This window comes from Photobacterium halotolerans DSM 18316 (genome assembly GCF_000425165.1).
Taxonomy (GTDB): domain Bacteria; phylum Pseudomonadota; class Gammaproteobacteria; order Enterobacterales; family Vibrionaceae; genus Photobacterium; species Photobacterium halotolerans.
The window spans coordinates 133,500-152,800 of record NZ_AULG01000016.1; the positions used below are offsets into that span (position 1 = coordinate 133,500).

Below are 19,301 nucleotides of genomic sequence, written 5' to 3' on the forward strand. Positions count from 1 at the left end.
GAAGCAGTGCGACACACAAGCCCTTTCAGCTGACAATTCGAAATGCCATTGTTTACGACAAATATCACTCTTTTTTGTGAAAACAGGACTAATCTTTATCTAAATTCACGACACAACAAGGGGTTGGACATGGGCAGTTATGAGTTGAAGAAAGCAAAAAATGATCAGATTTATTTTGTGCTGAAGGCGGCGAATGGCGAGGTTATCCTCAAAAGTGAAATGTATACCACCAAGGCGGCGGCCAATAACGGGATCAAGTCTGTTCAGACAAATTCTCCCCATGCCGAGCAGTACGAACTAAAAGAAGCCGCAAACGGTCAATTTCACTTCAATCTCAAGGCCAAGAACCACCAGGTTATTGGCAACAGTGAAATGTACAAATCCAAGTCCGGTGCTGACAACGGTATTAAGTCGGTACAGAAGAATGGGCCAACCGACAAGATCAAAGATCTCACTGCCTGAATTCCCGAAGATCTGAGACTTCACTCCGTCATCTCCATTGGCGGGTGCGAATGGAGATGACCCTTTCTGTGGCTTGGGCACGACACTTTTCATTATTTCTCTGTTTACCTGCGCCTGCTGCCGCCAGCATCAATTCAGTTACAGTACGATAGCTGCCATAGCTGGCCTGGGAAGAGCACAGCCCACGCCGACTCATTGTGATGTTACTTGAAGACAAGTGAAAGCAGGGGTCTGATGCCAAATCCAATCCATGACACGCAAAAGAAAAGCCGCACGTTGCGTGCGGCTTGTGTACTCTTTTACTACCTTCAGTCTACCTACTCAGCACACTGAGGGCCTTTCTTAACGCGGGCTTCGCCACTCATTACGTTGAGTATGCCGTACTCGATAATCGTCATTCATTTCAATCGAGCATTGTGGTTATTTGGCGAAGAAGTATTAATTATATTGTGTTGTCACATTCCAAATTGTAACACTAAGTTTTCACCGTCTTAGTGTCTTGGTGCTTTGCGGTTGCGTCCTCTGAAGCCGGAAACAACCATGAAGCAGGAACATGAGAGTATCGAAGAACAGCTTAATCCTCCAGAAGCTAGAGCATGAAACCCTCTCACTTCACACGCTTCACTATTACTATGGGATCAAATCCTGTATTTCGCAACTTTTGTAGCGTTTGTTTAGAGAATTTTTCCCGGCCAGCGGCAGCCAGTCGCAGGCAACCCAAACCACTGGCAAACCGCTCAATAACAGTCAGCAATCAGAATCATTTTTTCACTATATAGTGTAGAATCCTCCGCCTAACGTCAGGGTCAACACCCGCCAGCAGGACAGAAAAAGAGGAGACATTGTGGCACTCGGCAAAGCATTTATTCAGGTCCCCACCGCCCAGGCAGCACTGGCATTAGCCATTACGGGCACCGGGCTTGCCTGGTCACTGTTTTATCCTGAATTCGGTATCCACGTCCGTTCTGTCTGTGCGTTGATCGGCGCCTGCCTGCTCATTCCTGTGGTGATGAAATACCTGCTCAATCCCAAGCTGTTCTTTTCAGATTTGCACCACCCGCTGTACGGCAGCCTGATGGCACCTATGTCGATGACTATGCTGGTGCTGGCCGATTATCTGGCAGGTGTTCACCCTGCCAGTGCCCGCATCCTGTGGTATCCGGCACTGGTATTGCACCTCACCATGATGCTGTTGTTTTTCAGCTTTCAGATTAATAAGTTCCGCATGATACATTTGTATCCGAGCTGGTTCCTTTATCCCGTTGGTGCTATCAGTGGTACGCTGGCAGGCTCACAACTCGGTCACGCTGAATTTTCGATCTTTATGACCAATGCCTGTGTGGCAATTTACTTCTTTATGCTGCCCGTGGTGCTGTACCGCTTGTGCTTTGCCGGCCGGCTGCCCCGGGTCGCCCGTCCCACTCTGACCATCATGGCCGCCCCCGTTAACCTGTCACTGACAGCGTACCTGACGAACCTGACCAGTCCCGACCCTATTTTGACCGGTGCGCTGGCGGGCATTGGTATCACGATGACGATCTTCGTCTACCTGTGTTATATCGACATCCTCAAATACCGGTTTCAGCCTTCGATGGCCGCAATTACCTTTCCTTCGGTGATCAGCGCCGTGGCCATGCACCGGCTGACAGAATGGCTGCCGGATAATCATGCGCTGTCAAAATACCTTAACCTGGCAGGGGTGATCGAAATCAGCGTCGCTACCCTGCTGATGTGCTGGGTCGGCGCTAACTATGCGCTGTATTACTGGAATTTCTATTTCAGAGAGCCTTCAAGAGCCAGCCACTAAACACGAAAAGGCCCGCAAAGGGCCTTTTCTGAGCTGGCTGTCAGACAGACGATTCCACAACAGCAACTCGGTTACTATCCAGCCTGCCGGAAATCCAGGTTAAGGCAAACGCCAGCATCACAATCACAGCGCCAATCCATGGGGCATCGGTCAGCGACATCTGCTCAACCACCACACCACCTATCAGCGAACCCAACGCAATACCGACATTAAACGCGGCAATGTTCAGTCCAGAAGCCACATCCACAGCCTGGGGAGTGTAACGCTTGGCAAGCTGAACCACATACACCTGCAGGCCCGGCACATTGCCAAAGGCAAATGCCCCCCATACCAATACGGTCAGAACGGCGAGCGCAGGGCTGTGCGCGGTAAAAGTGAATACCAGTAGCACCACAGCCAGAGCAGCAAATATCCACAGCAAGGCAGTCACCGGCCCTTTGTTGTCGGCCAGTTTCCCACCCCAGATATTGCCTGCAGCCACCGACACGCCGTAAATCAGCAAGATAAAACTGATAGCTCCTTCCGCCAGGCCGGTCACCTGTTGAAGAATAGGGGCCAGATAGGTGAACGCCACAAAGGTGCCGCCGTAACCAACGGCTGTCATGGCATAAACCAGTAACAGGCGCGGGTTCACTAACACCGCCAGTTGCTGTTTCAGTCTGGCCGGTGGCGACTGCTTCAGGTTAGCCGGTACCAGCAGGGCACTGCCAATCAATGCAATCAGGCCCAATAGCGCCACAATCAGGAAGGTTGCCCGCCAGCCAAACAGCTGACCAATCCAGGTTCCCAAAGGCACGCCTGTCACCAGTGCCACGGTCAGCCCGGTAAACATGGTCGCGATGGCACTGGCTTCTTTTTCCTTGCTGACCAGACTGGTCGCAATGGTTGACCCGATGGAGAAGAACACGCCGTGTGCCAGCCCGGTCAGTATCCGCGCAGTAATCAGCGATTCATAGCCAGGGGCCAGCCAGGCCATCAGGTTTCCCGCAATGAATAACGTCATCAGTGATAACAGCACGATCTTACGTGGCCAGCGTCCGGTCAGGGCCGTCAGTACCGGCGCCCCAATCGCCACTCCCAGGGCATATAAACTCACCAGCAACCCCGCTGAGGGCAGACTGACACTTAAATCCTGCGCTATGGTGGGAACCAGCCCAACGATCACGAACTCTGTGGTTCCAATGGCAAATGCGCTCAGAGTGAGCGCCCATAAGGCTAAAGGCATAAACTTATCTCCGTCTCAAAAGGTTGACGGCGAGTATGCCCGGGCTTATTTTTGTTAAAAATACCGCAAACTACAAATAACTTTATCGCTAATGACAATAATATCGCGCACAGAAGAGTTAGAAATTTTCCTTGCCGTGGTGGACAGCGGCGGGTTTTCTGCCGCCGCCAGCCAGCTGGATCTGCAAGTGGCAAAAGTATCCAGAGCCATCGCCCGGCTGGAAGCCGAACTGGGTGTCAGCCTGCTGACCCGCACCACCCGACGGGTTGAACTGACCGAGGAAGGACGCTTTTTTGCGGAGCATATCCGCAATGGGCTCAGTCAGATTTCAGATGCCGAAGAAAAGCTGCGAGGGCTCAAAGGCCAACCGGCTGGCCGTCTGAGGGTCGATTCAGCCAGCCCGTTTATCCTGCATCAGCTCGTCCCCCATATTGCCGAGTTCCGCGCTCAGTATCCCGACATTGATATCGAGCTGATCTCCAGCGAAAGCATTATTGATTTAATCGAGAAGCGCACCGATCTGGCGATCCGGATTGGCGAGCTGAAAGATTCCAACCTGCATGCCAAGTTCCTGGGCCGCAGTGCACTGCGGATAGTGGCCAGCCCTGCCTATCTGGCAACATTCGGCACACCGCAAACCGCCGCCGATCTGGCTCAGCACCAGTGCATAGGGTTTGCCGGACAGCCCAGTCTGAATAAGTGGCCGTTAATCTCAGGATCATATACACCACTGATGTCGCTGCAGGCCAGCAGCGGCGAAACGGTGCGCCAGCTTTGCCTAGAAGGTAACGGATTGGCACTGTTGTCGAACTTCATGGTGTGCAGGGATCTGGCAGCAGGCCGCTTGGTTGCGGTAATGGACGACACGATCGCCAGCCCGAATAACCGCGAGCCGGTGCAGGCGGTCTATTACAAAAACTCCGCACTGTCGCCCCGCATCAGGGCGTTTCTCGATTTTATTGCAGAAAAACTCTGTCTATAGCAGAGATTATTGCGAAAAATGAGACAGTCTTTTGTCCATTGTGGTCTTTTTCCTGTGGCTGAGAAGACTAAGCTAGACGGCACAAACTCACTGATCTTACGCAGGAAACACATGATGAATAGCACTCTGCCACATTTGGGCTTCGGCACCTTTCGTCTGGAAGGCCAAACCGCCTTCGACGCTGTCAGTATGGCGCTGAACGCAGGCTACCGACACATAGATACGGCGCAGATTTACGGCAATGAACAAGCGGTTGGCGATGCAATCCAAGCCTCCGGGGTTGCCAGAGCAGACCTGTTCCTGACCACCAAAGTCTGGACAGAGCATTTAAGCCGTGATGCCTTCATTCCCAGTGTCAAAGCGAGTCTGGCGAAACTCAGCACTGAGTATGTTGATTTGCTGCTGGTGCACTGGCCGCTGAATCACAATACCGTGACTATGGAAGATTACCTGTCATCGCTGAAAGAGGCGCAGGACATGGGCCTGGCCCGCCACATAGGCGTCTCAAACTTCACCGTCGCTCAAACCGAACAAGCCGTCGACATTCTTGGCAAAAGGGTATTGCTGACCAATCAGTTTGAAGTACATCCGTATCTTCAGAACAGCAAAGTGGTAGCGAAATGCCGCGAACTGGATTTGATCGTGACAGGTTACATGCCCTTCGCGTACGGCGCGGTGCTGAAAGATCCTGTCATTGTTACCATCGCTGAAAAGCACGGTGCCACCGCAGCACAAGTGGTACTGGCATGGATGCGTCAGCAGGGTTATGTCACGATTCCTTCGTCCACGCGGCAGGTCAATATCGACAGTAATCTGAAAGCGGATTCACTTGAGCTGGACGCCACCGATCTTGCCGATATTGCTGCTCTGGATCGCGGCCATCGTGTGGCTAATCCGGATTTTGCGCCTGAGTGGGACTGATAGCTCCAGCTGCCAGCGCTTTGGGCAGCCGGACGGTAAACCGGCTGCCTTCGCCCGGCGCCGAGTCCAGTGTGATATATCCCTGCAGGGTCTTGACCATAGCCGCCACGAACGGCAAACCCAGACCGTAGCCGGGCTGATGACGGCTTGCTTCGACCCGGTACAGACGCCGGAAAATCAGACTCTGATGCGCCGGTGCAATCCCGATCCCCTGATCACGGACACTGAACCACACCGCATCATCCTCTTCGCCGCACAGCAGAGTGATTTCACCGCCGGGCTGGCTGTATTTCAGACTGTTATCCAGCAAGTTAACCGCGATTTGTGTCAGGCGTTTGGGATCGGACTGCAGCAGCACCGGCTGAAGAGCCGACGCATTCAGCGTTAAACCAGCATCTTCGGCCACTTCCTCATACCAGGCGGCGACTTCGGCCAGTATCGATGCCAGATCGACCGACGCCAGCTGACAGGGATGACGGCCGACCTGCTCATCATGAATACGCATCAAGGTGGTGAGCATCTGGCTGGCTTTTTGTGCTGATTCCGCACAGTCTGATAACGCGGCGGCCAGCTTGTGTTGTGACTGCTCACTTTCCTGTTTGCCATTGTGTTCGCTGAGCGCAGCTTCTGTGGTCAGTATGATACGGGACAACGGTGTTCTGACATCATGAGCAATCGCATCCACGGTATTATCCATTCCCCGGACGGCGTCCTTCAGGCGGTTCAGCACCTGCTGCACGCTCCGGCTGAGCTGCCCGAACTGCCCTCTGGCTTCAGGAGGCGGCAAATCAGTGTCCAGCATGGCATCCAAAGAGCCGCTGCTGATCTGATCCACACTTTTAGCCAGGTTGTGCAAAGGCAAGAGTGTGCGGCTCAGTAGCTGCCAGACCACCAGTGATATCACAGCGACCATGACAGCCAGCGCCACAATCAGCCAACTGCCCTGCCTGAGTAACTGACTGCGCCTTGGGCCACCGTCCATCACCAGCCAGTAGCGGGCCGGTTTCCCGCTGAGTTCAAGGGTAAGATAGGGCGCATCACTGAATAGGTGATACCACAAACGATCCGCTAACAGGTAGGCCGACGGAGCATCTGACAAAGTGGCCGGCTCTGCACCGCTGACCCATTCAAACTGCCCGGCCGGTGTGATTTTCAACACGCTGACGGCGTTTTCAATCAGCCGGTTGGGATTGCTGATCACCACGTGCTCGAACTTTGCGTCCGACTCAAAAGTGAGGATGCGCTGGTACTCCTGCCCATACGATTCAAGCAGCTTTCTTTCCTGATAATCGAGCTGATAAGTCAACACCAGCGCCATGACAGTCACTATCAGCAAAAAACAGCAAAACAACGTCAGCAAAAAACGGCTGAACAAGGCACGCTGAGCACCACGTGTGGCCTGTTCAGCCCTGATGTCTGAGCACATAACCCACTCCGCGAATCGTGTGCAGCAGCGGCGTCGCATAGCCTTTGTCGATTTTTCCGCGCAGACGGCAGACCAGGACATCCACCACATTGGTCTGCGGGTCGAACTGAAATCCCCAGACCTGCTCCAGAATCACGGTTTTTGATAACACCCGTCCCGGCTGGGTCATCAGCAATTTCAGCAAAGAAAACTCTCTGGGTTTCAACGTGATCAGCACGCCATCCCGTCGGGCTTCCCGCGACAATAAGTCCAGCGTCAGCCCCTGATAACTGAGGACATCTGTACCTGAAGCCGCGCACTGGCGCCTGAGCAACGTCTGACAACGGGCCGCCAGCTCGGCAAACGCGAAAGGCTTGACCAGATAATCATCGGCACCGGACTGCAGGCCCAGCACCCGTTCATCGACCGAATGACGGGCACTGAGAATAAGCACCGGAGTTAGATGCCCTTCGCCCCGTAATTGCCGCAAAATCGCCATGCCATCCATCACGGGCAGCATTAAATCGAGAATGATCAGATCATAACTTTCCTGGCTGGCAAGCTGATACCCCAGTTTGCCATCGGCACACACTGTGACCTGAAAATCCAGCTCTTCCAGCCCCTGCCGTACAAACTCACGAATAGAGGGATCATCTTCTATCACTAAGATATGCATGCTTATTCCTGAGCGCGCCCGTGTTAACCAAACCACAGATAATACCATGACAGATCACGGCCTGATGATTACAGTTTGGTAATCTTCGGGCAAGTCTGCGGCAATTGAGACCCAGTAAAGTAGCGTCATTCCCCCATCCCATCAAAGGATATGACATGAAAACTCTCGCACCTCAGCTTTGCCTGGCCTTCTCTGTCTTCGCCGCGTCTGCATCCGCAGCTACCACAGTTGCCGAGACCCAGCTAGCCTCCGGCACCGCTTTTGATCTGGCACAAGCCGCTGTTGCACAGTGTGCCAAAGATAACTATGCCGTCACTGCCACTGTGGTTGACCGCTCAGGCCGGGTACTGGCACAGCTGCGCCAGAATAATGCCGGACCGCACACCCTGGACAGCTCGCGCAAGAAAGCCTTCACTGCCGTCAGCATGAAGCAACCGACGGCGAACCTGATGACGCTGGTGAACGATAAGCCGCTGATGGCACCGCTGAAAGACATGGATGACAATTTACTGTTTCTGGCTGGCGGCCTGCCCGTTAATGTCAATAATCAGGTCGTCGCGGCCATTGGCGTCGGTGGCGCGCCAGGTGGCCACCTGGATGTTGTCTGCGCCGAAGCGGCGATCAAAGCGGTCATTAAATAACTTTCCCGTTAAAGTCTCGTTGTTTAACTGAATATCAATGACATAGCTGGCAGTCATGTCGCTATGTCGTGTCCATTGAACCTTCCCCGCCTCTTTTGCGCGTTTGGTATTTCGCTCAGATACTGTGCGACTTCACAATAACACTGTCCCCTTAGGGACACAATAACACTGTCCCCTTAGGGACATGTGCAGCCCCTGTCATTTACACAACAATTCCATAACAACCTCCAGGAAGGATATCGGTTATGGAATACGCCATTACGAAAGAACGCTTGAGAACCTTGCCAGTGTCCTGGCTTTTAGCGATCAGCGGCCTCGTTATCGTCGCTGTGATAAGTCATGTCTTTTTTGCCGCCCAAGGCAACTTTGGTGCTGCCTCATTACTGCCCAGTGTAACTGTCATAGTGTTAGCGCTGGCCACCAGACGCACGCTTGAGCCCCTGATTGCCGGCTCTCTTATTGGCTTTCTGATTATTTCCCCCACGTCTGCATTACAAGATTTTACCGGCGCAGCCTTAGAAGTGATGCAAGGCCCGGTGATGGGCTGGATACTGCTCCTGACTGGTCTGTTTGGCGGATTGATTGCCTTACTGCATTTATCAGGCGGAACACTTGCTTTCAGTGAAAAACTGCAGCTTTATATTCGGACACGCCGGCAGGCGCTGCTTGCGAGCTGGCTGCTGGGGTTACTGATTTTTATCGACGATTACCTGAACGCGCTGACGGTCAGCGCTGCAATGAAAAAAGTCACGGACAAGCTGAAAATCTCGCGAGAAATGCTGGCCTATGTGGTGGATTCCACTTCTGCCCCGGTTTGCCTGCTAGTGCCCTTTTCAACCTGGGTCATTTTTATTGCCGGACTAATCGAAACTAACGGTGTGGCTGAAGCCGGAAGCGGTATTGCTTACTACTTCACCCTCATCCCTTATGTGGTTTACCCCTGGATTGCCGTGCTGATCATCCCCTTCGTTGCGCTGGGAATCATTCCTCCTCTGGGCACCATGAAAAAAGCAGAAGCCCACCCAGAGATCCCAACAGAAACATTCCCTGCAGAACTCAACCAGACACCCAGAGTGATCAACTTTATTTTACCTATTCTGATCCTGATTGGCGCAACCTGGTACTTCAACATTGATGCCCTGATTGGTGTAGGCTGCGCCCTCGCGACCTGCTTTGCACTTTATACGCTGCAGGGAATCGCGACTTTCAGCCGGCTGTTTGATGAAATGATGCATGGTCTGCAAACCATGCTGGTCCCCATTGGTATTGTTTTCACGGCTTTTATTCTGCAAATCGTCAATGATAAATTAGGACTGACCCACTTTCTTATCGACACGGTTACGCCTTATGTGACAGCAGACTGGCTGCCCGTTATCGCCTTTATCGTCTTATCTGTACTCACCTTTTCTACCGGTTCATTCTGGGGAATTTATGCGGTGTCATTCCCTATCCTGGTGCCTCTGGCGCAGGCTCTGGATGCCAATATGCCATTGACACTGGGCGCTCTGATTTCAGCCGGTGCCTTTGGCAGTCACGCCTGCTTCTTTGGTGACTCGACCGTGATCGCCGCCAAAGGTTGTGGCATTTCTCCGGTACAACATGCCATCACTCAGCTTCCCTATACCCTGATAGCCGCAGGCATCAGTTCTATGATCTTCATTGTACTTGCATAAGGATTAGCACTATGAACAAGACAGGTTTTGCCTTTCATGAGCAGTGTATGTGGCACGATACCGGCCCGTGCAGTGTCTTTGATGCACCGGGGGGATTCATCCAGCCGGGTACGGCGGCAGAAAATCCAGAAACCAAGCGACGTTTCAAGAACTTACTGGATGTCAGTGGCTTATATGCAACACTGATACCCATAACGGGAGATCTGGCTACCCATGAAGATTTACAGCGATTTCACACGCATGAGTACATTCAGCGGCTGGCGATGATTAGCGATAAACAATTTGGTGATGCAGGGGCCTGCGCACCGTTTCGCCAGGATGCCTTTCATATTGCCAAGCTATCGGCAGGCTTGGCTATTGCAACGGTTGAAAGTGTGCTGAAAGGAGAGGTAAACAATGCCTATTGCCTGACCCGCCCACCGGGTCATCATGCCGAAAGTCACCAGGGCAATGGCTTCTGCCTGTTAGGCAACATCCCCATCGCCATTAAAGCCGCGCAGGCAAAAGGGCTGGTGAAACGCGTGGTGGTTGTCGACTGGGATGTCCACCACGGCAATGGCACACAGGAAGCCTTTTATCAGGATGAAGACGTACTGACAATTTCCATCCATCATGACAATAACTACCCGATAAATTCAGGATCCATCCATGAGCGCGGAGAAGGACGCGGCTTTGGTTATAACCTGAATGTCCCTTTACCTGCCGGCTCTGGCATTGGTGCTTACCAGGCCACCATGATGCAGATCGTTGAGCCCGCGATTGATCGCTTTCAACCTGAACTCATTGTGGTTGCCTGCGGTTTTGATGCCAGTGCCATGGATCCGTTAGGCTGTATGATGCTAAATGCCGAGACATACGGCTGGATGACAAAACGCCTGATGGTACTCGCCGATAAGCACTGTGGCGGAAAGATGGCAATGATTCACGAAGGCGGATATTCAGAAGGTTATGTGCCATTCTGCGGGCATGCTGTTGTGGAAGCGTTAAGCAATTCCCCCCTGCACGTGCCGGATCCGCTGGGTTCAGACATTGCGAACTGGGGACAACAGTCTTTGCAGCCCCATCAACAAGCGTTACTATCCGAGATAGCCCCATTGTTGAACGCTATCCGTTAAACCTATAAGTGATTTTGATGCCTGTGTATCCCGCAAGTTTGCAACCCCTGGCTGAATTAGCGGCAAAAATCAGAACCCCTGACTTTTTGCCGGCTTTTGGCCGCTTACTGGATAACTACTTTCCAGGCATCAACTTAGCGGTTTTTTTCTACCAGCAAGATCAACGCCCGGTAACTCTGGTGCATAACCTGTCCTATGAGCAGGAGATCAAGGCTATTTTTGCCTTAGATAAACACTATCAGGATGATCCATTCTTTCAGTTTTGGCAGTCCAATCGCGAGCCCAATCTGAAAACACTGGAAGATGTCATTACCGCCGACTTTTATCACAGCCCATTTTATAACGAATATTACTCCAGGTTGGGTCTGTATGATGAAGTCATGGCTTACTTTTCCCTTTCAGAACAACAGTGTATTGCTGTCTCCTTCGGGTTTTATAACCACAGAAAGCGCTGTAAACGCGATGAGGCATTCGAGCTGATCGTCTATCTGTTCCCTGTACTGCAAGCCTTGTTTGAACAGTACTGGCTGAGCAGCAGCCTACACGACAATATGTCGGAAGGTGAACCGCTTTACGTTTCCAACCAATTTGCAGCAGACATCCTGACAGAGCGTGAAAGACAGGTGGTTCAGCTTATCCTTCAGGGCTTAGCCAGCAAGCAGATTGCAGGTAAGCTGAACATTAAGTTAGGCACGGTGAAGAACCACCGTAAAAGTATCTACAAAAAACTACAAATCAATAGCCAGCAAGAGCTGTATCACCAGTTCTGGCTTTACCAGAACCAGGAACAGCATAATCAATGGGTCAATGACTAAGCACTGTTTCAGGACTATTTCCAGGCCGATATCCTCCAACACAGCGCTTTAGGTGACAGAAGATCAGGAAGCCACCACCACGCGGCCATTCAGCGGCTGCACCGGACGGTTATTGCTGTGCTTCATGATTTTCATCAGATCTGTTATCTGACTGGCCGATAAAGTCTGGGGCGCTTTCATCACCAGCCAGCGCACCCCTTCTGAGCAGGGCGGCGTGGTCAGCGAGCCGCTGAAGCGATAATAATCCTGTTGTGCGGGAAGTATCTGACTGGCATCGACAGGCTGGTGCAGCACCACCGTTTCCCCAACCTGTGCCGGAATTTGCGACCAAATTGAAGCCAGTGCGTTATTGACTTCGCCTTCTTTAAACATCACCGCAATCACGGCCAGGCTGCCGTTTTTATCAGCATGGACAAAATGCCCTTCCAACGGAAAAGACTTGCCATCAATCAGATTTTCACTGGGGGTATGAAAGTGAAACTGTTTCAGCTCAAAGCGCTCACCATCGAGGGTCAGATAGCTGCCGGGCTGATAATTGACCTGCACTGCGTGACCATTATTCACCACACTGGCGTCTGAAGGCCGGTAACTGAAGGCAAGCGGTGCCAGCTCTCCGGCAACGGTAGCGGTTAAATTAATCGGTGCCTGATTTTTGCCTGTGGCACAGACCTTAAATTCCGGATCAAGCGCTGACCAATGCTCAGGGCCACTGTGCCCGCTGTAACTCCAGTGATGATTGTCAGCCGCGATCGCCAAACCGCCCTGCAGTCCTGCCATCAGGCATGACAGGGTTAAAACCAAGTGCTTTTTCATCTTCTCTCCAAACTTTGATCAACAACCTAACGTCAGGCAATGAACACGACCGACATGCCCGGCGTTAACCAGACAAAATTCAACCATAATCAATGGCTGCTCATGATATAAGCGAAGAAAAAACGCATTGTCATCATACCGTTATAATGATTTTAATTTCATATGTACATCGATAAAACTGACTGCAATAAGAGGTTTTACATGGAGGTTTGGAAAGTGGCTCGCATTTCACCCACCCGCTTGCTTGACGTTCTCCGTTACACCTGGTCAGTCCACCAGCTCAATGCCCAGGCTTTCCAGCAGATGTAACGCTTCAAAACGGGAGAATTTGGCGCCTTCAACCTGATTGTCGAGCACGTGAATGTTGTAATGGCTGGATTCAGTGAAGTCGACCCGGCGCAGATCGGAACGCATAAACAGGCTGTGGGTGAAATCGCAGAAGGTCATGACAGAGTCTTTAAAGTCGCCTTCCCTGAAATCGACATCGTGCAGTTTGCAATCGTCCAGTTTGAGCTCATTCAATGTCAGGCCGAAAAAGGAAGCGTCATTGAGAATGCATTTCCGGAACCGCAATTCATGGTCAATATTAAACGACGGCCAGTTGGCCTGCGTCCAGTCGATACCCACCAGTTTGCATTCCAGAAAACTAACCTCGAAAAAACGTGTGTGCGGGATCTTCAGCAAACTCAGGTTACATTGATGAAACTGGCAATCGATGAACTTGCAGTTTTTGAAGACGGCTTCGGTAAAGTTACAGTCGTTGAATGCGCAGTCTTCAAATTCAATGCCTGCAAACTCAGAATAAGGCAACGACAGCTTCTCAAAGGTTTGATTGTAGTACTGCTCGTCATTTTCAATGTGTTTCACGGGTCTATCCTTGGTTATCGTTAGACTTGTTCATCTGGCAGAAAATGCGGATTCCACACCACTTCCCACACATGCTGGTCCGGATCCTGAAAATAGCCGGCGTAGCCGCCCCAGAAAGTCTCCTGCGCGGCTTTAATCACCGTGGCACCGGCAGATTCGGCCTGTTTCATCACACTGTCGACCTCTGCTTTCGAGCCGACATTGTGCCCCAGCGTAAACCCTGTGGGTGCTGGGCTTGACTGAGGCAAGCCGGTATCCTGTGCGATACTGCTGCGCGGCCAGAGCGCCAGCCTGAGCCCCGACTGCAAATCGAAAAAGGCCACCGCACCGTGCTCAAATTCCTGGCCGATGATCCCGTCTGTGTGCAGCCCCATGCCATCACGGTAAAAGCGTACTGCTTTCTCAAGATCATCCACACCTAATGTCAGGACACTGATTCGGGGTTTCATCCTGTATGCTCCTTATTTGGCTCTGTCTGCTTGCTCTGTTTTGTTTGTTCTATCAGCTTTACCTCAATCAGTGAGGCTAACAGATTCCTTATCAATCTGCTCAGGCAGACGTTGAAAATATGAATGCCATGTGCCGTGCGGTGTTTCTCTGTTCTTGCGTTTTCTACACTGATTTCAGACAAAAAAGCCCGCTCCGGCGCAGACCAGGGCGGGCAAAACAGCTCGAGTGAGCCTTCCCCAAAAAATCAGATGATGCGTTGCTGGGATCGCGCGTCGAAAAACACCGCTTTTGACAGATCGATGTGGAAAGGCATGGTTTCGCCGACCTTGGCCTCATAGTCCGGTGAAATGCGGCACGCCACTTCCTGACCGTTCATGGTGACCATGGCAATGGTGTCCGGGCCTGTCGGTTCCAGCACATCCACGGTCAGCGGCAGCGTGGTGCAGCCCTCGCCTTCCACCAACTGCTCAGTGATGTTTTCCGGACGCAGCCCGATCACAATCGACTGGCCATCGCGTTCACGCAGCGCGGCGGGCAGGGCAAGCAGATGCGGCTCTCCCGCCACTGTCACGCTGGCAACCGGCTTGTCCTGGGCATCGAGATCCACTCTGGCCTGAATAAAGTTCATTGACGGCGAGCCCATGAAACCGGCGACAAACATGTTATTGGGCTGGTTGTAGATTTCTTTGGGGGTGCCCAGTTGCTGCAGTTCGCCGTCTTTCATCACCGCGATGCGATCGGCCAGGGTCATGGCTTCTATCTGATCGTGGGTCACATACACTATGGTGGTGCCCAGTTGCTGGTGCAGACGTTTGATCTGGGTGCGCATTTCAACCCGCAGCTTGGCGTCCAGGTTCGACAACGGTTCATCGAACAGATACAGCTTAGGCTGACGTGCCAGTGCCCGCCCCATCGCCACACGCTGACGCTGGCCGCCGGACAGCTGCGCCGGTTTGCGATCAAGCAGGTGATCGATCTGCAGCATAGCGGCAACCCGATCCACTTCCTGCGCGATTCTGGCTTTGTCCAGCTTGCGGATTTTGAGACCAAAAGCGATGTTGTCCCGCACCGTCATATTGGGATACAGGGCATAAGACTGAAACACCATGGCGATATCACGATCTTTCGGTTCCACCTGGGCGACATCAACACCATCAATCAGAATCTCGCCGGAGGAGATGTCTTCCAGCCCGGCGATGGTATTCATCAGGGTGGATTTGCCACAGCCGGAAGGGCCGACCAGGATCAGGAATTCACCGGAATCAATGCTGATATCAATCCCCTTCAGGGTCTCAGTCTCGGCGTTGCGGTAGGTTTTACGAATCTGTTTTAAAGCGAGTGTAGCCATGCTTGTTATCCTTTCACTGATCCCGCGGTCAGACCGCGGACAAAATACTTCCCTGCCAGCACGTACACCAGAAGCGTTGGCAATGCGGCAATAATGGCGGCGGCCATGTCGACGTTGTACTCTTTCACCCCGGTACTGGTATTGACCAGGTTATTGAGCGCCACCGTGATCGGCTGGGTTTCTGCCCCGGAATACACCACGCCGAACAGGAAATCGTTCCAGATGGCGGTGAACTGCCAGATCACTGTCACCATGAAGATAGGCGTCGACAGCGGCAGCAGAATCCGGAAGAAAATGGTAAAGAAACCGGCTCCGTCCAGCTTGGCGGCTTTGACCAGCTCATCGGGCACGCCAACGTAAAAGTTACGAAAAAACAGCGTGGTAAAGGCCAGACCGTAAATCACGTGCACCGTCACCAGACCGGCTGTGGTGTTGGCCAGCCCCAGCATGCCCAGCAAGGCAGCCATGGGTAACAAAATGACCTGAAACGGAATAAAGCAGCCGAACAGCAGCAAACTGAAGAACAGCTGAGAGCCCCGGAAACGCCACTTGCTGATCACATAGCCGTTAAAGGCCCCCAGCAGGGTAGAAATTGCCACCGCCGGGATCACCATCTGGAAAGAATTCCAGAAATAGCCTTTGATACCGTCGCAGCTCACGCCGGTACAGGCACCGGACCAGGCTTTATTCCAGGCATAGCCCACCCATTCCTGCGGCAAAGACATCAGGTTGCCGCTTTTGATATCGGGCAGGGTCTTGAACGAAGTAATGACCATCACAAACAGCGGCATCAGGTACACGACACAGAAAAAAAGCAGTCCGCTGTAAATCGCCATCCGGCCCAGAGTGAAATGCTTATTCATGATTTCTTCTCCCGCAATTCGGAATAGAGATAAGGCACCAGAATGGCCAGCACGCCAGCCAGCATCATGATGGCACTGGCCGCACCCAGACCGACCTGTCCACGGGTAAAGGAGTGCGCGTACATAAAGAGCGCAGGCAAATCGGAGGAATAGCCCGGACCACCCGCGGTGAGCGCAGTGACCAGATCAAAGCTCTTAATGGCAATGTGCGAGGTGATAATCACCGCACTGAAAAAGACCGGACGCAGACACGGCAGGACAATTTTCCAGTAAATGGCAGGCATGCTGGCGCCGTCGATCTGGGCCGCTTTGATGATCGATGAATCGATACCGCGCAGGCCCGCCAGGAACATCGCCATGACAAACCCCGACGACTGCCACACCGCGGCGATCACCAGGGTGTAAATCGACATGTCCTGATCCACCAGCCAGTTGAACTCAAAGTCAGTAAATCCCCAGTCATGCATCAGTTTTTCGATCCCCAGGCCGGGATTCAGAATCCACTTCCAGGCCGTGCCGGTCACAATGAAGGACAGCGCCATGGGATAGAGATAAATGGTCCGGATTGCGCCTTCCTGGCGGATATTCTGATCCAGCAAAATCGCCAGACCGACCCCCAGCACAATCGCAATCAGCATAAACATCAGGCCAAAAATACCAAGATTGGTCACCGAGGTGATCCAGCGGTCGTTGTCCATCAGCTTCTCGTATTGCATCAGCCCGGCAAAATTAAAGCTGGGCAGAAAGCGGGAATTGGTCAGCGACAAATAAAATGTCCAAAACATAAAGCCATAAATACAGATCACAGTGACCAGCATGGTCGGCGCCAGCACGATTTTCGGCAGCCATTTCTGTAATCTGTCCGCCAGGCTGGGCCGGGCCGCTTTCTGTTTGGTGAGCGACAAGGTTTGCTCCATAGTGCGTCCTTGATTCTGGTTGCGTCTCAATGATCACCTCTCAGGCACACGCGTGCCCCGGCCTGAATCGTCATATTCATTCGCCGCAGAGGTAAAAAAGCATAGGTGAACCGGCGGGCTGAATACCCAGCCCGCCGACAGGGTTACATGGCTGCTTTTACTGCACGAGCCAGCTGTTGCGCGGCTTGTTTAGGATCAGCAGATGTATCGTTGAAGAAGTTGGTCACCACGTCGAAGACCGCCCCCTGCACATAGCTGGTAGTGGCCAGGCCGTGCGCCATACTCGGGACCAGATCGCCCGTTTGCGCCGAGGCTTTGAAGGTGGCCATTGAATCCAGTGCACACTTGTCGAACTTGTCCATGTTCATGTCCAGTCGCACCGGGATCGAGCCTTTGTTGAGGTTAAACACTTCCTGGAAGTCTTTATTGAGAATAGTTTGAGCCAGATGCTTCTGGGCCTGCTCGTTGTCTTTGTTGCTCAGTTTGAAGAAGGCAAAGCTGTCGATGTTGAAGGTAAACTGGTTCGCTGTGCCCGGCGCCGGTGCGCAGATGTAATCTTTGCCCGGCTGTTTACCGGCCGCGGCAAATTCACCTTTTGCCCAGTCGCCCATGATCTGCATGGCAGCATCGCCATTGATCACCATAGAGGTGGCGATATTCCAGTCACGACCCGGCGAGTTATCGTCAATATAGTCATGCACGCGCTGGAAGGTCGCGAAGGTTTCGACCATTTTCGGACCGGACAGCACGTCCATATCCAGATCAACAAAGGCTTTGTTGTAGTCCTGCGAACCTAATACATCCAGCGCGATAGCTTCAAACAGGGTCGCGTCCTGCCAAGGCTGGCCGCCGTGCGCCAGAGGAATAAAGCCCGCCGCTTTTAGCTTCTCGGCCGCAACAAAAAACTCGTCCATGTTGGCAGGCACTTTCGCCCCGGCTTTCTTGAACACTTCAGGGTTGGCCCACAGCCAGTTCACCCGGTGCACATTCACCGGCACGGCCACATAGTCACCGTTATATTTCATGACTTTAGTCACCACCGCTGGCAGCACCTTGTCCCACTGACCGGCTTCTGCCACATCATCCAGCGAGGTCAGAAAGCCCAGATCGCCCCACTCCTGAATGTCATGACCTTTGATTTGCGCCGCAGACGGCGGATTGCCCGACACCGCACGGGTTTTCAGTACTGTCATCGCACTCTCACCGCCGCCACCGGCCACAGCGAAGTCTTTCCAGCTGTCGCCCTGCTTTTCCAGCATTTGTTTCAGCACAGCGGCCGATTTGGCCTCACCGCCAGACGTCCACCAGTGCAGCACTTCCACTTCACCGGCATTCGCCACGGAACTGGCTGCCACGAATGTCATAGCGATCAGCGATTTTTTCAGAGTAAAGGTACGTTGCTTTGTCATTATTATGCTCTTCCTTGTTTATAAAGGTGATGACTGGCGTGTAGGGTACAGATCGCCAGTTGGTTAGAGTCTACCCAAGCAAGAAAAGCGCACTGTAACAAAAGGAAACACGAACGTAACACACGCGTAACATTTTGGTTTATTTGATTATTTATCAGTGAGTTAGGATGTTAAAGAGATGATAAAAAGTGTGATGTCAGTAAGGGGGATTACCCTGTGCAGGGCTGGCGGGAATTCATACAGCGAGTGCGATTTTTAAGGCTGGGTGAGTATGTCGCGCTTGAGTTCGGTGGTTCCTTTGGCATTGTGTGACGCGCGCCAGTTACTCTTTGCTGGCACAAACAGTAACCAGAAATGCCTTTTTGTTCTCTGGTGTGGGCCGGGACGGTTGTAGGCGCTCCCGGCGCCGACAACCTAAAAATTCGTCCTGAATTTTTCCCTGTGGTTGGGGATTACTTCGGTTCAGGGGAGCGATAAACGGGAGCTTTCAGTAAGACAGAAGGTATGTCGCGCATGAGTTCGGTGCATCTCTTGGCATTGTGTGACGCGCACCAGTTACTCTTTGCTGGCACAAACAGTAACCAGAAATGCCCTTTTGGTTCTCTGGTGTGGGCCGGGACGGTTGTAGCCGCTCCCGGCGCCGACAACCTAAAAATTCGTCCTGAATTTTTCCCTGAGAAAGTGGATTACGTCAATGTTGCGCGGACGATAAACAAGCGATTTCAGGTAAAGCTGAAAGTATGTCGCGCTTGAGTCCGGTGCTTCTCTTGGCATTGTGTGACGCGCGCCAGACACTCTTTGTTGGGCCAAAGAGTGCCCAGAAAAGCCCTTTTTATTCTTTGCTGTGGGCCGGGACGGTTGTAGGCGCTCCCGGCGCCGACAACCTAAAAATTCGTCCTGAATTTTTCCCTG

General features: G+C 52.5%; 18 protein-coding genes. 8 read left to right on the top strand and 10 right to left on the bottom strand.

Features of this window, described 5'->3' with window-relative positions; translation table 11 throughout:
• The first annotated feature begins 129 nt into the window (after positions 1–129).
• On the top strand, positions 130–462 hold the full coding sequence (locus tag H511_RS0104655) for a YegP family protein (RefSeq protein WP_211225183.1): 333 nt from the start codon (positions 130–132) through the stop codon (positions 460–462).
• 841 nt (positions 463–1,303) lie between these two features.
• On the top strand, positions 1,304–2,269 hold the full coding sequence (locus H511_RS0104660) for a TDT family transporter (RefSeq protein WP_027251261.1): 966 nt from the start codon (positions 1,304–1,306) through the stop codon (positions 2,267–2,269).
• Positions 2,270–2,309: 40 nt separating this feature from the next.
• Here H511_RS0104660 and H511_RS0104665 read toward each other — a convergent pair whose 3' ends face one another.
• On the bottom strand, positions 2,310–3,494 hold the full coding sequence (locus H511_RS0104665) for an MFS transporter (RefSeq protein ID WP_027251262.1): 1,185 nt from the start codon (positions 3,492–3,494) through the stop codon (positions 2,310–2,312).
• Between the two features lie 97 nt (positions 3,495–3,591).
• On the opposite strand from H511_RS0104665, the gene H511_RS0104670 reads away from it, so the two are divergent.
• On the top strand, positions 3,592–4,476 hold the full coding sequence (locus H511_RS0104670; protein WP_211225188.1) for a LysR family transcriptional regulator: 885 nt from the start codon (positions 3,592–3,594) through the stop codon (positions 4,474–4,476).
• Positions 4,477–4,590: 114 nt separating this feature from the next.
• Positions 4,591–5,397 (top strand): 2,5-didehydrogluconate reductase DkgB, encoded by an 807-nt coding sequence (dkgB, locus tag H511_RS0104675; protein WP_051287854.1) that lies wholly within the window; start codon positions 4,591–4,593, stop codon positions 5,395–5,397.
• Here the strand turns inward: dkgB and H511_RS22565 are convergent.
• On the bottom strand, positions 5,366–6,823 hold the full coding sequence (locus tag H511_RS22565) for a sensor histidine kinase (protein ID WP_051287856.1): 1,458 nt from the start codon (positions 6,821–6,823) through the stop codon (positions 5,366–5,368). The genes dkgB and H511_RS22565 overlap by 32 nt on opposite strands.
• On the bottom strand, positions 6,801–7,478 hold the full coding sequence (locus tag H511_RS0104685; protein WP_027251265.1) for a response regulator: 678 nt from the start codon (positions 7,476–7,478) through the stop codon (positions 6,801–6,803). Before H511_RS0104685 ends, H511_RS22565 begins: the two co-directional genes overlap by 23 nt.
• 155 nt (positions 7,479–7,633) lie before the next feature.
• Between H511_RS0104685 and H511_RS0104695 the strand changes: the two genes are divergently transcribed.
• The 4 genes from H511_RS0104695 (at position 7,634) to H511_RS24025 (ending at position 11,722) form a co-directional block, all read left to right on the top strand.
• On the top strand, positions 7,634–8,119 hold the full coding sequence (locus tag H511_RS0104695) for a GlcG/HbpS family heme-binding protein (protein WP_051287858.1): 486 nt from the start codon (positions 7,634–7,636) through the stop codon (positions 8,117–8,119).
• Positions 8,120–8,364: 245 nt separating this feature from the next.
• Positions 8,365–9,792 carry a Na+/H+ antiporter NhaC family protein gene (locus H511_RS0104700; protein WP_027251267.1) on the top strand — a complete coding sequence of 476 codons (1,428 nt, stop codon included), beginning with the start codon at positions 8,365–8,367 and terminating at the stop codon, positions 9,790–9,792.
• Between the two features lie 11 nt (positions 9,793–9,803).
• Positions 9,804–10,907, top strand: a complete 1,104-nt coding sequence (locus tag H511_RS0104705) for a class II histone deacetylase (protein WP_027251268.1) — start codon at positions 9,804–9,806, stop codon at positions 10,905–10,907.
• Between the two features lie 17 nt (positions 10,908–10,924).
• Positions 10,925–11,722: a response regulator transcription factor gene (locus tag H511_RS24025; RefSeq protein WP_027251269.1), complete on the top strand. Its 798-nt coding sequence runs from the start codon at positions 10,925–10,927 to the stop codon at positions 11,720–11,722.
• Between the two features lie 63 nt (positions 11,723–11,785).
• Here the strand turns inward: H511_RS24025 and H511_RS0104715 are convergent, their stop codons facing one another.
• The 7 genes from H511_RS0104715 to H511_RS0104745 all read right to left on the bottom strand — a co-directional run bounded on the left by H511_RS0104715 (position 11,786) and on the right by H511_RS0104745 (position 18,344).
• The gene (locus H511_RS0104715; protein ID WP_051287860.1) at positions 11,786–12,535 is read right to left on the bottom strand and encodes a carbonic anhydrase; all 750 of its coding nucleotides are present in this window, start codon (positions 12,533–12,535) and stop codon (positions 11,786–11,788) included.
• A 267-nt stretch (positions 12,536–12,802) separates the two neighbouring features.
• Positions 12,803–13,402, bottom strand: coding sequence for a pentapeptide repeat-containing protein (locus H511_RS0104720; RefSeq protein WP_027251271.1), 600 nt, complete (start codon positions 13,400–13,402; stop codon positions 12,803–12,805).
• A 20-nt stretch (positions 13,403–13,422) separates the two neighbouring features.
• Complete coding sequence (locus H511_RS0104725; RefSeq protein ID WP_027251272.1) at positions 13,423–13,851, bottom strand: VOC family protein; 429 nt, start codon at positions 13,849–13,851, stop codon at positions 13,423–13,425.
• 245 nt (positions 13,852–14,096) lie between these two features.
• Complete coding sequence (locus H511_RS0104730) at positions 14,097–15,200, bottom strand: ABC transporter ATP-binding protein (RefSeq protein WP_027251273.1); 1,104 nt, start codon at positions 15,198–15,200, stop codon at positions 14,097–14,099.
• A gap of 5 nt (positions 15,201–15,205) precedes the next feature.
• Positions 15,206–16,063: a carbohydrate ABC transporter permease gene (locus H511_RS0104735; protein ID WP_027251274.1), complete on the bottom strand. Its 858-nt coding sequence runs from the start codon at positions 16,061–16,063 to the stop codon at positions 15,206–15,208.
• Positions 16,060–16,980 (bottom strand): carbohydrate ABC transporter permease, encoded by a 921-nt coding sequence (locus H511_RS0104740; protein WP_027251275.1) that lies wholly within the window; start codon positions 16,978–16,980, stop codon positions 16,060–16,062. The genes H511_RS0104735 and H511_RS0104740 overlap by 4 nt, the downstream gene beginning before the upstream one ends.
• A gap of 143 nt (positions 16,981–17,123) precedes the next feature.
• The gene (locus tag H511_RS0104745) at positions 17,124–18,344 is read right to left on the bottom strand and encodes an ABC transporter substrate-binding protein (protein WP_420835029.1); all 1,221 of its coding nucleotides are present in this window, start codon (positions 18,342–18,344) and stop codon (positions 17,124–17,126) included.
• Between the last annotated feature and the right edge of the window lie 957 nt (positions 18,345–19,301).

Coding starts and splice junctions, on each gene's coding strand:
- H511_RS0104655 (WP_211225183.1), top strand. CDS start 130: ATGGGCAGTTATGAGTTGAAGAAAGCAAAAAATGATCAGATTTATTTT.
- H511_RS0104665 (WP_027251262.1), bottom strand. CDS start 3,494: ATGCCTTTAGCCTTATGGGCGCTCACTCTGAGCGCATTTGCCATTGGA.
- dkgB (WP_051287854.1), top strand. CDS start 4,591: ATGAATAGCACTCTGCCACATTTGGGCTTCGGCACCTTTCGTCTGGAA.
- H511_RS22565 (WP_051287856.1), bottom strand. CDS start 6,823: ATGTGCTCAGACATCAGGGCTGAACAGGCCACACGTGGTGCTCAGCGT.
- H511_RS0104685 (WP_027251265.1), bottom strand. CDS start 7,478: ATGCATATCTTAGTGATAGAAGATGATCCCTCTATTCGTGAGTTTGTA.
- H511_RS0104695 (WP_051287858.1), top strand. CDS start 7,634: ATGAAAACTCTCGCACCTCAGCTTTGCCTGGCCTTCTCTGTCTTCGCC.
- H511_RS0104700 (WP_027251267.1), top strand. CDS start 8,365: ATGGAATACGCCATTACGAAAGAACGCTTGAGAACCTTGCCAGTGTCC.
- H511_RS0104705 (WP_027251268.1), top strand. CDS start 9,804: ATGAACAAGACAGGTTTTGCCTTTCATGAGCAGTGTATGTGGCACGAT.
- H511_RS24025 (WP_027251269.1), top strand. CDS start 10,925: ATGCCTGTGTATCCCGCAAGTTTGCAACCCCTGGCTGAATTAGCGGCA.
- H511_RS0104715 (WP_051287860.1), bottom strand. CDS start 12,535: ATGAAAAAGCACTTGGTTTTAACCCTGTCATGCCTGATGGCAGGACTG.
- H511_RS0104725 (WP_027251272.1), bottom strand. CDS start 13,851: ATGAAACCCCGAATCAGTGTCCTGACATTAGGTGTGGATGATCTTGAG.
- H511_RS0104730 (WP_027251273.1), bottom strand. CDS start 15,200: ATGGCTACACTCGCTTTAAAACAGATTCGTAAAACCTACCGCAACGCC.
- H511_RS0104735 (WP_027251274.1), bottom strand. CDS start 16,063: ATGAATAAGCATTTCACTCTGGGCCGGATGGCGATTTACAGCGGACTG.
- H511_RS0104740 (WP_027251275.1), bottom strand. CDS start 16,980: ATGGAGCAAACCTTGTCGCTCACCAAACAGAAAGCGGCCCGGCCCAGC.
- H511_RS0104745 (WP_420835029.1), bottom strand. CDS start 18,344: ATGACATTCGTGGCAGCCAGTTCCGTGGCGAATGCCGGTGAAGTGGAA.